Annotated in this window: 11 protein-coding genes; all 11 read right to left on the reverse strand. The window is 37.0% G+C overall.

Annotated elements, in window-relative coordinates:
• Positions 1–41: 41 nt before the first annotated feature.
• Positions 42–1,748 carry a peptidoglycan-binding protein gene (locus Y7E_RS0115765; RefSeq protein ID WP_154652047.1) on the reverse strand — a complete coding sequence of 569 codons (1,707 nt, stop codon included), beginning with the start codon at positions 1,746–1,748 and terminating at the stop codon, positions 42–44.
• Positions 1,749–2,338: 590 nt separating this feature from the next.
• The gene (locus Y7E_RS0115770) at positions 2,339–2,656 is read right to left on the reverse strand and encodes a protealysin inhibitor emfourin (RefSeq protein WP_017152235.1); all 318 of its coding nucleotides are present in this window, start codon (positions 2,654–2,656) and stop codon (positions 2,339–2,341) included.
• 38 nt (positions 2,657–2,694) lie between these two features.
• Positions 2,695–3,756 carry a M4 family metallopeptidase gene (locus Y7E_RS0115775; RefSeq protein WP_017152236.1) on the reverse strand — a complete coding sequence of 354 codons (1,062 nt, stop codon included), beginning with the start codon at positions 3,754–3,756 and terminating at the stop codon, positions 2,695–2,697.
• A 344-nt stretch (positions 3,757–4,100) separates the two neighbouring features.
• A complete protein-coding gene (locus Y7E_RS0115780) occupies positions 4,101–5,903 on the reverse strand; it encodes a DNA/RNA non-specific endonuclease (RefSeq protein ID WP_017152237.1) in 1,803 nt (600 codons plus the stop codon).
• A 452-nt stretch (positions 5,904–6,355) separates the two neighbouring features.
• Positions 6,356–7,342, reverse strand: coding sequence for a hypothetical protein (locus Y7E_RS29975; protein WP_237741391.1), 987 nt, complete (start codon positions 7,340–7,342; stop codon positions 6,356–6,358).
• A gap of 275 nt (positions 7,343–7,617) precedes the next feature.
• Positions 7,618–8,220 (reverse strand): nucleotidyltransferase family protein, encoded by a 603-nt coding sequence (locus Y7E_RS0115790; protein ID WP_081584643.1) that lies wholly within the window; start codon positions 8,218–8,220, stop codon positions 7,618–7,620.
• Between the two features lies 1 nt (position 8,221).
• Positions 8,222–9,172, reverse strand: a complete 951-nt coding sequence (locus tag Y7E_RS0115795; RefSeq protein ID WP_017152240.1) for an XdhC family protein — start codon at positions 9,170–9,172, stop codon at positions 8,222–8,224.
• Positions 9,172–9,639, reverse strand: coding sequence for a (2Fe-2S)-binding protein (locus Y7E_RS0115800; protein WP_017152241.1), 468 nt, complete (start codon positions 9,637–9,639; stop codon positions 9,172–9,174). The genes Y7E_RS0115795 and Y7E_RS0115800 overlap by 1 nt, the downstream gene beginning before the upstream one ends.
• Complete coding sequence (locus Y7E_RS0115805) at positions 9,639–10,475, reverse strand: FAD binding domain-containing protein (RefSeq protein ID WP_017152242.1); 837 nt, start codon at positions 10,473–10,475, stop codon at positions 9,639–9,641. Before Y7E_RS0115805 ends, Y7E_RS0115800 begins: the two co-directional genes overlap by 1 nt.
• Positions 10,462–12,813, reverse strand: a complete 2,352-nt coding sequence (locus tag Y7E_RS0115810; RefSeq protein ID WP_017152243.1) for a xanthine dehydrogenase family protein molybdopterin-binding subunit — start codon at positions 12,811–12,813, stop codon at positions 10,462–10,464. The genes Y7E_RS0115805 and Y7E_RS0115810 overlap by 14 nt, the downstream gene beginning before the upstream one ends.
• A 477-nt stretch (positions 12,814–13,290) precedes the next feature.
• Positions 13,291–13,686, reverse strand: coding sequence for a cytidine deaminase (locus Y7E_RS0115815; protein WP_017152244.1), 396 nt, complete (start codon positions 13,684–13,686; stop codon positions 13,291–13,293).
• Between the last annotated feature and the right edge of the window lie 13 nt (positions 13,687–13,699).

Below are 13,699 nucleotides of genomic sequence, written 5' to 3' on the forward strand. Positions count from 1 at the left end.
TTTTAATTAACCACTCCCTTGCATTTTAATGACCTTAGTAATTAGTAGAAAGGATAATAACCATTTCCATAATAGGGATGTGTGGGATATGTTGATTTTTGATATGCGGATGTATTAGGGATGCATGGTGTGGAGGATGAATAAATAGACGATGTGTTTGTATACGAAGAAGGCTTGTGTTGATTTCCATTTAAACTTGTATGTGTTCCATGAACCATCGAATTATTTGTTACGTTAGGTAAAGAAGTTCGTGACTCCCTTACAGAAAACTGCATCTCTTCTAGAACTTTCCACAATTCCTTTCTCATCACTCCCGTAATGGTAAAGCCTTTAACTTTCTGAAATTCTTTTACCGATTTATCAGTTCCCATTCCAAAAACCCCATCTACTTCTCCTACATAAAATCCAAATTTCTTTAATAAAATCTGTAATACTTTAACACTTTCTCCACGGCTACCTATCTGTAGAATCGGGAAAATCCCCGGAAGATTTGTCACATATACATATATATCAGTAATTTTATTCCAAGTTAGTTCATCCACGACTCCGTTTTCAGGAAGTTTAAAATGTTTTTGAAAACTTTTCACTGCATTTGTTGTATTCGGATCGAATATTCCATTTACATTTGTTTGAGGAATATCTTTAAACTTTTTCCTTATGTGATATAAATACTTTTGGATCGTACGAACAGCTTCTTTTTGATCCCCCTCTTTTAAATTAAATCCAGGGAATGGTTTAACAACTTGTATAAATTCAGCTAAACGAATTTCTATTTCCTTATAATAATATTTCAAAATTTCTATATAATTCATCCCTCGCTCTGCAAGACATGCAGTTCCCCACTGATAGAGCATCCCTGGTCGACTCGCATATGGACACGGAACCTTCTTACCAGCACGATATTGTGCAAATAACGGTTCAATTTTCCCAGGCTTTGCAATATATTGTTTAAATATTTCTTCCACTACATTATCTGTTTCTTCAAAAGTATTCCTACCATGAGTATATTTATGATCAAACTGTGTGATACCTGTAATCGTAAATCCTTTCGCTTCATAATATTCTGTGTATATACGGTTTAACGTATAAGACGTAACACAAAGGGCATTGGCTACAAGTGCTTCCCTTCTCCACGAAGGATATACTTCAGAAGCAAGCACATTTTTTATATAATCTTTAAATTTCACCTTATATCTTGGTGCGGGAGCATTAGGATGCCCATCGTGAACAATAACAAATTCAGGTATCAAAACATCATAATCACCATTTCGTCTTGTAGACTGCGGTTGTTGTTGTTGTTCTTGCTGTGGATATTGCCCAACTAATGTATGTTCAGGAATATCAATTACTTCCACCGATTGACGCCCTTCCGTTTCACTAATAGGTATTAGTTCCATCGTTTGTTTCGCCGTAACATCGGCAAAGATTTGTGTACCACGAACTATTACTGGTGCATAACCAGCCGCTTCAATCGCTACCGTATATTCAAGGTACGGCTTAGGACCTAAAGGGTCTAACGCATGTTCTTTAGAAGGTGCAGGTAAAGCAATTGTAGGTGTCTCACCAAATTCGTCAGTATTTATTGTAATAACATTATTTTGTCGCGAAGTCACAATTTGCCCTTCTTCTGTCATTTCATAAATCGATATTTTGGCATCCTTAATAGGTTTTTCTGTGTCCTTTTCATATATTTTTGCAAATAATTTTCCGCTCGGTTGTCGGTACAACGGTTCATTTATATCATTCATGTCATCAGGTCTATTCACTAATTGTATATTGCCATAAGCTCCTTCTATAGAAGGGTTTGTTATACTGTTCTCTGAAGAATATTGATGAGAATTATAACCTGTCAATTCTACTCTCTCCTTTTTATAAATTTTATTTCTAAACATTACTTTAAACACTACACTTCCTCTCTAGTACATGAACAAAGCAGATAAGGGCCTTTATCCATAATACTATGCTCAAGTATATTCTTAGGAAATCGTAAAATTGCCCATTTTCATATGCAAATAGGCAATTTTATCTCTTTTGTCAAATACACTCTATAATTTTTAATGTAAATAAATGCAGAAAACTTTAGGTAGCACCAGTTGAACTATTTCCAAAATACAATAATTGATTTCTATCTCAGTAAAACAAGAAATGCAAAGGTTACAAATCTCGTGTCATTATATAGATAAGAATCTACACTTATGTGATAGTAATTAAACAGTTAAAAACAAAAAAGCATACCTGAAGATATGCTTTTTAGACAACAAAAGTACTCGAATCATATAGTAGAGCGAGATCATCACTCTATTATACACTATCAACTTACATGTTATTTCTTTTTTTGTTATCCCTTCATTTTTTCTGCAATAGCCAAATTACGTAAATAATCCAATAAAGGGCGCACTTCCTGCGGAGCTGTTACATCGGTAAATGAAAAGGATTTTTGCTCCTTTCCATCTTCTATCCTTAGCTGATAAGAAAAAGCATCCGCTCCTTTGGTTGTAGCAACCCCCGCTTTACTTGATTTAAGACTAAAAAGATTAGCTTGCTTGATTAAATCAAGTAATTTCTTAGCTTTTTCCTTTGGTAACTCGAGTGTATCTGTCTGAAAGATTAAGTCGAAGTTGGCGATTCCCCCGTTACAGATAAATTGGATATGCATATGAATATTAAGCCTCCAATTCATGATAAAAAATACGACTAATAAGGTAGTCCAACCGTTTTAAAAGCAGATTCTACTGTTTTGGCAGCCGTTTTAGGAACTTCTCCACTATCAACAAGTTTTTGTGCTGCTTTCATTACAATTTGGGCAAATTGATTGAAATTTGTAGTTGCAAATAAGCTTTGTATTGCATTATACCATATCAAAGCTGCTTTCTCTGTTCCAATCTCCATGGATACAAGATAAAACACCTTGTTTGGTATTCCACTATTGATATGGACACCATGGTGATCACGTTCTCCTTGATAATAGTTTTTCATATGATCAGGTTGCATATCTTTCCCCATTAGTTTATTGTCAAATGCAGTACCAGGTGCTTTCATTGAACGAAGGGCTTGTCCTTTTAGGGTTGGCCCCATTATATCAGCACCAATTAGCCAGTCTGCCTCCTGTGCTGTTTGCTTTAAATAAGATTGCTTAATTGCAATTCCAAACACATCCGAAATATGTTCATTCAAAGCCCCAGATTGACCTTCATATTCTAATCCGTTAGTAAACTGAGTGATACCATGTGTAAGTTCGTGCCCAATAACATCGAGTGAATTTGCAAAACTAGTAAAAATAACTCCATCTCCATCACCAAACACCATTTCATCACCGTCCCAATAGGCATTTTGAAAGTTATGCCCATAGTGAACATTCAGAATAAGATCAAGTCCTTTATCATCGATAGAATTACGGTGGAACACATTTTTGAAATAGTCACGCACAACTCCAACATAATCATACGCATGATCAATTACGGTATCCCCACTTGATCTGTCTCCTTCTTTCCTAACCTCATTCACCCGAAGTTTTGTCCCACCTTTACAATCGTATACATGACGAGCAGATTCTCCTCGCGGCCCTGTTCCTGCATCAGTTAAGGAAACAACACCAGTAATATCATATTCCTTCAAAATTCTGCGTTTTCGAATTTGTCTACTTTTTGCTAAACTGATTCGTGCTGCTTCTACTTCGTTTTGTGCTAAATTCTCCAGAACATAGTTAGGTACAATAAAACATTGGCAATTCCTATGTGAACAACGTTTTGTATCCAAATTTTCCATCCTTTCATAATACTAGTAAAAAACATCTTTATTAGCTTGATCTTATTACATGAAGTTTAAACATTTATTTGTAACCCTCTTCAAATACCTTAATCCACTCTTATGTTTGATGCATGTCCATACCTTTCTCATTAACATAAGAGCATAGTCTAAATATTCTAGCTCGTGTTTGAGAGTGCCATATCTTCATAAAACTAATATTTTGAAATATCCCCTGAACAAAATATTAGCACTCTCTACAGGTTAATTATGAAAATTATATTTACTTCTAGATTAGAAGCGAATCAATCGTAGGCTTCCTAGATGATAATTAACTTTAGTGTTATGTTCAAAAATTAAAATTGTAGGTCTTCAGCAGTCTCAATAACGTGACCTATTGTAGATTCTAATCGAGCTATTGGATCATGATTTCGTAAATCTCCAAAATCAAGACCTGTTAAAGATTCAATTTTTGAAATTGGTACTTGATATGTTTTATATTCACCGTAAGCGAATTCCAAATTATCAATAAGATTTTTTTGAGTCTGTAAATAGGCCATAGCAGATAAACTGTCATCTTCCTTGACAATCACTGCGATTTTCCAGAACTCTGCTGGTATCTGGACTCCTCGATAAACAACGTCATCACTCCTAAATATTGGACCAGTAAATACTGTTACTTTAAGTTTAGAGTTTTCAGCATTGTTTAAAATATAATCTTCTAAATCTAGCCAAGTTTTTTGATTTAAATTTTTATGTTGCGGAGAACAGTTTGTAAAGTGGAACGTATCCTCATTTGCTTCTTTTGCTACATTTCCCCATACAGGGTCTCGTCTACGTACAAGGTGCCCTTGATCAATATCATTGCCTTGGTATAACTCTGGACCACACTGGTATTTCTTTTCAATACGTGGCTCGAAATGCCATTTATCTTTCTCACGTTTAATATTAATCAGTTGCTTTCCATCAATATTAACTACAGTATAATAAGCTAAACGACGTGATTTACTCATAACAATTGAAAAGTGTGTATAGTTTAATACATTATTGCTATTCTTTACAGGTGCTATGTCCTGTTCAAGATCAGATCTAAATTTCGGATGAGGAACTTCGTAATGATTGCCAAGAAATTTTGTGTCATAACCAGTTGATTCCTCATGCCATTCGTAGTTTAATTCCTTAATCAACATCTCTTCAAGTTTATGATCCACAAAATCCCTATCCTTCAACATGTCATCAACTAACTTTTTCTTATCATCACTTAAACCAGAATATTGCTCCGTGACAAATTTCAAAATACTGCTTATACGAACCCCCTCATTAGATATAAATTTGGTATTATCGTTTGGATCTGGAACCCCAGCATGATGAAGGGCAATGACAATCCATTCGTCGTTAAATACAGGCGAGCCAGATGATCCCTCCATCGTATCTGTTGAGTAGTGAATGTAATCATCAAATATATCCGTAATTTTGTTTTCCCTTATAGCTACAGCTTTAGGTGCACCGGAAGGATGTTGGACTATTGATACATATTCACCAACTAAAGCTTTCCCTCTTTGGGATAAAAGAGGCAAGAAATCAAAATCACTCAATTTCGTTCCGTCAGCAGATACTTCTTCGATAGCGACTAATGTAAAATCAAGGTCTACATCAGTAATAAATAAACGCTTAGGTGCAAAACGAAAACTCTTGATCTGGCGCTCTTTTAAGTTTAAATCAAGCTCATAGTTAAATTCTGCGAGACTAAACAGCGCCCTATCTTCGTTGTCTAAAACATGATTATTTGTAAGTAATAAGGAAGGCGAAACAAGAAATCCCGTACCGTGTCCGAGAACTCTCCCAATACTATCGCGGACTTCAATCCTACAAACAGATTTAGCTACATTAAGGCCGGCTTCAAGATAAGAAATAGGAAACAAATCATTTTGACCAATAAGACGCTCTATCGCCAGTCCATCCCGAGGATGAATAAGCGCCTTACGAAAGGCAACCCGCTCTGGCGTTTCTACTTCAAGAGGGCTTTTAGTTTCTAGTTCACTAGCGATGTGTTCACGTTCATTAGATCGTTCGATGTAACGCTGTAGCGCTTCTTGTTGTTGCATAAAAACAAGATTACTATTCAAATTCTGAAATTCATCAAATCGTATAATAGACATGGTTATCCTCCTTAAAATACGCGACAAATCTTTACAACTTCTCACCTCATGTTATATATTTCCTAGTCTCAATTGCATTATGCAATTGAATAATACGAATAGCTATCCACTGCGTGCTTATACCAAACAAAAGATTCAAGTATTTTCAAGACAGAATATTTAAAGATAAAAATTTTTTCATTTCTTTTTTAAGTTGCTATCCGGAATAACAACTATTTAGAAGATATGCAAGATTAATATCCCCCTGTATTCAGTCGATATTACGTGCCCTTATCAGTAATAAATAAAAAAATTCCTTTTAGTCACTTACTGACGATACAAAAGTTTGACTACCTCAATAACATAAGTAAAACCAACAACTATAGAAATACGAGGTACTATATAGCACCTCATATTTCTATAGTTTTATCATTTTACAATCCTATATGGTCCTCAAGCACAGTGTCAGACATTTAATTATATGGGTAGTAACCGTTCACCGACACTAAGCGGTAACCTTGTGCAACCAACCTATCAAACGTCTGTTGGTACTGAGAAGATGTTAAACCATGCCGCGCTTGCCATTCCGGACCACCACGTTTCTCCCAAATTGCCGCGAAACGCCCTATACCATTACTACCATAGCCGCTTACTTGTATCAACCGATAGCCTTGCGCAACCAGTTCGTTGAACGTCCGTTGATATTGCTCTGCTGTCAAGCCATGCCGCGCTTGCCATTCCGGACCACCACGTTTCTCCCAAATAGCAGCATAACGATCCTCACCATTGTTTGTGTGACCACTAACATGGATAAGCCGATAGCCTTGTGCAATCAGTTCATTGAACGTTCGCTGATATTGTTCTGCGGTCAAACCATGTCTCGCTTGCCATTCCGGACCATCACGTTTCTCCCAAATAGCAGCATAGCGATCTTGCCCCCCACTTCCGTAACCACTCACGCATATTAAACGGTAACCTTGTGCAATCAACCTATCAAACGTCTGCTGGTACTGAGAGGACGTTAAACCATGGCGCGCCTGCCATTCTGGACCACTACTTTTTTCCCAGATTGCAGCATAATAATCCTGGCCTTGCACAGTGTAACCGTTTATGCAAATCAAGCGATAGCCTTGCGCAACTAGTTCGTTGAACGTTCGCTGATATTGCTCTGCTGTCAAGCCATGTCTCGCTTGCCATTCCGGACCACCACTTCTTTCCCAAATTGCCGCGTATAGTGCCTTATCCTCCTGACGAAGGTTTTCGTAATAATATTCTCCTTCATATACAGGAAAAGGAGAACCTAGGTGATTACGATAATCCTGATAAGGTGAATAAGCATAATAGGTATTCATTGGATAAACTGTCTCAACTCCATAATAGGGAGGATAATACAAGTAAGGATAGGTCCGGTAATACGGAACATACGTAAAGTAACTCAACTCATCACATCCTTTCATCATAAGGATATGATGGTATAACTTGGCTTGTGTCAAAATGGACTCTTATACGAAAATAATTTGATAAGAAAATAGAACCTAACCTATATTACTTATTCATTCGCAATTTGTGATATCATTTCAAACACCTTATATATTTTTTCCTTTTCCAGTGCTCCATCACCATCAAGTTACCAGAAACAATTTACCCCAGAACAGAACTTTTATGCACCATTAACCAAAATACTCATTTTATCGTTTATGCTTAACATAAAACTTTTCTAAATACATTCATCTTATCAGTTTGCATATTCTTGTTTCACCTGTTGATATTTTTCCCATGTATCAATATCAAAAAATACTTTATCATCTTCAGACAACAATGAAACTCCATTTATCGTAGGTTGCATAAAAATTGTACGTGCTCCCTGATCTCCTTTTATGGATTGAAAAAACGGAAATGTTTTTTTTGTAAATAAAACAGGCGGTTGCCTTATTCCTGTATAACTCGCTGCTACAAAATGAATGTTTTTATTTTGTTCATAACAACCTATTATCTTATTAATAAACTCAGCTGTAACAAATGGCTGATCCGCCAATAGGACAACCGCTGCATCTACATTCATTTGTTTTGCCATCTCAACACCACACTGAAGAGAATACGATTGTCCTTTATCAGCGTTTGGACAAGAAAGAATATGCACATTTTCACGGCACATCCCTTTTAAAATCCACATGGGGTCATTTGTAACAACAATAATATGAGAGAGCCTTGAAGAAATTGCTGCTTGTAACGCTAAGTTTCCAAGTGGTTGCCTCTGTAGTGGTAAGTACAATTTATGTATTCCAGGCCCCATTCTTCGACTGTTTCCAGCAGCTAAATATATCCCTGCAATCTTTATTTTACTTCCTCCTTAATTCTTGGATGATTTCAGCTATTATACTAATCGCTATTTCAGTTGGCCCTTTTCCCCCAATTGCAAGCCCTACCGGAGAATGAACATTTTTGGGTATCGCCTCTCCTTCTAATAGACGAGCAGTGCGGTGACGTGGACCTAAAATACCGATATAGCGAACACATTGTTCCAATAAAAGTTCAACCAATTGCTGATCGCGTTGAAAATGGTGAGTCATAATCACAACAAAATCTTCTTCTCTTAATAGAAGTCGTGGTACAATCTCTTTCGGAAAACCATTCATACAAACATCTGCACTCGGAAAATGTGAAGAATTACATAACGATTCACGCCAATCACAAACTGTTACAAAAAAGTTTACTTCTTTTGCAAGCCGAACAAGCGGTTTTGCATCCTCTCCCGCTCCAAAAATAAAAAGTCTTGGCTTTGGTGTAAAGTGTTGATAAAACCATTTACCGTGTAAACCATGTAAGGAATGAGTTGAAAATAAAGCTTCCTCATTCCCAAATGTGTCACCATTCTCACTGATAAATAAAGTTTGTATTAAAGAAATATTTTTTATCATCCGAACTGAAATACCCTTCTTAAGATATTCATATAGTGTTTCCAAAAAAGCTTTGTACTCCTCATCTATATGCTCAACTAATATATGAATGATACCGTTACATCCCATTCCCCAAGATAAATCATCTTCTGCTTTTGTATTAAACTGATGAATAGACCAGGCTTGATTCTCTATCACTTCTGCTGCATAAAAAGAAACTTCTTCTTCTAAACACCCTGCACTTAACATTCCGACTTTTGTTCCATCTTCACAAAAAAGCATGATAGTTCCTTCTTTACAATATGCAGAGCCTTCCACATGGATAATAGTCGCTAAGGCACATCGTTGTTCACATAATAGTAGTGCTTCTAGTACAGTATGAGCAGAAATCATTATTGATTCTCCCGTTGCTTTTGCAAGACAGATTTCACAGCTTCTTCAATCTCTTGATAACTGGTGCACCGGCAAATATTAGAACTTAACCATTCTTTAATAACTGAATCATCCACATCCATTTTTTGTGTAACGAGCGCATGACAATTCATAATAAATCCAGGCGTACAGTACCCACACTGAAAAGCCCATTTGTCTTCAAAAGCTTGCTGAATAGGCGTTTCCCGTAAGCCTTCAATCGTTGTAATCCGCTTACCAATAGCTTCCACAGCTAACATAATACAAGACTTAATCGGTAGCCCCTCAACAAGAACTGTACAAGCACCACAATCACCGTTTTCACATCCAGGCTTAGCTCCAGTTAGACCGAGGTTATGTCGTAATGTATATAATAGCGTATCTGCCATTCTGACAATCACTTCTCTATCTTCTCCATTCACATGAAGAATAAATTGCCCCTTTCCCATTATTTCACCCCTTCAAGCTTCATCAGCACATCATAAAGGATATGTTGCAAAACAAACATACGATAAGCACGCGAACCTCGTATATCATCTAATATAGGTGCAGGAATATGAAGAAGGGCGCGCTCAATTCTCTTCCTTACTGGACTATCCCAATCGTTTAACACTGCCTCCATTACGATCGACCGAAATGGAAAGGCACACAATCCACTAAATGCAATTCGAATGTTTTCATCACCTTTTAACGCAGCAACTGTTACAAGTGGGTAATCAATTTTCTCTAATTGCCTTTTTTTCACACTGTAATAAGGAGATTCTATATATTTTTGATCGGTGATAATTTGTATAAGAAACTCACCTTTTTGCAATTGTAACTTCTCAATAAACGCTTGCTGTGCTTTGATATACTTTACACCTTCTTTTCTTGCAATAACAAATGTGCTATCAGCTAGTAAAAAAGGGAGCACTGCTTCTCTATATATAATTTCCCCTGCAATATTGCCACCAAGCGTAATTTTATTTCTTGCTGTGTGATCTGCAGCTCTTCCGGCAGTCTCTCCAAGAAGAGGGAATACTTTTTCCTCTTGAACTTGTGTTAATGTTAATGCAGCTCCAAGAATAAGCTTTTGGTCATTCCAAACACAAATATTACATTCGGGAATATCTTTCAAATCAATGATCGCTTTCGCAATCATTTGCTGCAAACGCCCCATTGTAATAATTTCGGTGCCTCCTCCATAATAAATAGGCCTTTTTCCCTCTTTATCCAGCTGATGAAATAATCGGATTGCTTCTTCAATAGAATTCGGACGATAATATTCAAAGTCAAATGGTATCATATACACCATTCTCCTTCGCTTGTTTTACTTTCCAAATCAATTCAGGATTAATAGGTAATTGACGAAGTGAAATACTAGCTGCAATAGATAACGCATTCGCTAAAGCAGCTGGCATACCGATAATTCCATGCTCACCAAGCCCTCTAGACCCAAATGCAGCTTGATCATGCGGTACTTCCACAAATTCAGCAATGTATTTTGGGTGTTGCCCATAATGCATCACTTTATAAGAACGAAACTGATTATTAAGAACTCTCCCATACAAGTCATAGTAAAATGTTTCTCTCGTCGCAAAACTTAACCCCATACTCATAGCCCCTATAATTTGTGTTTCTGCTCCTTTTCTATTTAAAATCTTTCCTGCATCTGCAATCGTTACTGCTTTAATTAATTTATACGTATATGTCTGTGGATCAAATTCAACTTCAATCGCTTGTGCTCCCACTCCCCATTCCGTCCCTTGTTGTCCTTTTCCTGTTTCATAATCAATCTTTGTAATCCCTTCAAAGACATAAGTACCTCTTCCGATTACTTGTGATCCGACTACATTTCCACTCGAATCAACATATCCAAAAACAATTTTTGAAAATGGTACGTAAATATCTGGATTTGTTTTCACATATACAGTCTTGTTCGCAATTGCTAAATCATGTGCCGATGTTCCAAGTAAATAAGCGGCTGTATCTAACAATTGGCTCATTGCATCTTCAGCCGCTTTTACCACTGCATTTCCAACAAGATGTGTCGTTCGACTAGCAGCTGTTTTCCAATGTTGCGGTGTTATTTGTGTATTAACTTCCATCATAATAGATACATCTTTAACACTCATATTCATTTTTTCTGCAACCATTTGTGTCAAAATCGTTTTCGTTCCTTGTCCAATTTCAACAGCACCACAATAAATATTTGCACTCCCATCATTATTAAAGGTTAAAGTCGCACCCGCTCCAGCATTATTCGGTGTATTCGAATTTTTCCAAAAGCAACTAATTCCTTTTGCTCGTATCCTTCCATTTGGTAAAATAATTCGATTGCCCTCTTCCCAACTAATAAGCGACTTTAACTTTTGTAGGCACGCCTTAATATCCCCCGTATTACTTTTTGTGACCAATACTTGTGTTGGTGTTGTATCTCCTCGCTCAATTGTATTTTTCATACGAAACTCAAGCGGACATATATTTACTTTCTTTGCCAATATATCCATCATTCTTTCAATTACAAATGTATACTCGGCATGACTAAATCCACGAAACGATGTCGCATATGGATGATTTGTGTACATACAAAGCGAATCACACGATACATGCTGAATTGAGTATGGACCTGTACAGTCTAATCCAGCCGCTTTACTCATGGTCACTGCTCGATCAGCATACGCACCGCCATCAAATAAATATAAAATTTCTGCAGATTGCAATTTCCCATTCTTTGTACATCCAAGCTTTACTTTTGCTTGTAAACCAATATGAACAGGCGATGTTACAAAATCTTCTTCTCTACTATTCCGAAGGGTAACACGCCTTCCACCCACTGCTTTAGAAGCAAGATATACTAAATACTCAAGTTGTACCGTTGTTTTTCCACCATACGCCCCTCCAACTAAAGGCACGTGTACAATTATTTTTTCCTCATCAATTTGAAACGCCTTACTGAGCAATTTTTTAATTTCAAAAGGGGCCTGCGAAGTAGAATGAATAATAACCTCTCCATTTGGCTTAATTTCTGCTTTCGCACATCGCGTCTCCATTGCAGTATGATCAGATTGCCGAAAAGAAAACGTTTCCTCTACAATAACTTCACTATTTGCAAACCCTTCTCGAATATCTCCCTTACGAATTTTCGTTCTATTTGCAATGTTTGTACGCGCTTCTGGATATACGTCTTCTTTCAATTCATATTGTTCTATATTTTCATGTACGAGTATATCCCTTTCTAAATAGGCTTGTAGCGGGGCGTGGACCACAGGAAGTTTCTTATATGTAACACGTATTTGCGCTGCTGCATGTTTAGCAATCGCTTCGCTATCCGCTACGACAAGTGCAATAGGCTCACCAAAATACCGAACTTTTTCGTAGGCTAATGGGGGACGATCTACAATACTGGAACCGACCAGAATAGGATAATCTACACCTGTTATTACAGCATGAACACCAAGGATTTCCTCAGCTCTTCTTATATCAATACTTTCAATAACAGCATGCGCATACACACTCGTTAAGAGTTTTGCGTATAAAGTACCTATCTCAATCTCGTCATCCACATATTTTGCTCTACCCGTTACTTTATCTGCACCTTCTTTTCGTTTAATACTTTTTCCAATGATGTGATACGATTTCATTTTAGCCCTCCCTTCCTTCTACTCTTCTATCAACCTATTCGTAGCCCCCCTCGTTTAGTACGAAACTCTTTATAGATGTACAATACCATTAGGGGGAACTCCATCTAACCTTGTGGACAGTTTACCAGGTTGAAATAGATAAGAAGCAGACAGAAAGAGTAATCCTGCAAAACGTTCGATCCACCCCAGCAAATTCTCATTCAAATAGAAAAATGTCTTTCATGAACAGAATTTCAATGGTTATATAAAGTGAAACTTTAATCAGTGGGGGGCTTCATCCCCACTGATTATTAGCCCTCACCAATCGGGCTTTTACGGGCAGTTGATCCCCCACCTACCTTCCTTGTTTCTCTCTGAATCTTGAGGGGGGCTTACTGCCCACAAATAGCGGGATAAATAAAAGTATATTCTTCAAAAAAAGAAGCTCTCCCAACATATGAATTTTAGGACAGCTTCTTTCTTAATATTCATTTGAAATTAGATTAAATCCTCTATCGAAAATGCACCTGGCAGTAATTGTTCCACCGTTACTTCTTTTTCATCACCTTTTAGGTTTGTCAATAACACTGGCATTTTAGGCTCACAAAACTCTGCAATAACTTGTCTACAAGCTCCGCATGGTGAAATCGGCCCATCTGTTTTACCTGTGATTACCAAATAACTGAAATCGCGTTCCCCTTCTGATACCGCTTTGAAAATAGCTGTTCTTTCAGCACAATTACATAAACCGTATGAAGCGTTTTCTATGTTACAGCCAGTATAAATTTTACCATCCTTCGTAACTAATGCTGCTCCAACAGGGAATTTAGAATACGGAATATAAGCTTTCTCTAACATTTTTGTCGCTTCTGCAATGTATCTTTTTTTATCCATACTATTTCCTCCT

Source organism: Bacillus bingmayongensis (assembly GCF_000299035.1).
In the GTDB taxonomy this organism is placed as follows: Bacteria; Bacillota; Bacilli; order Bacillales; family Bacillaceae_G; genus Bacillus_A; species Bacillus_A bingmayongensis.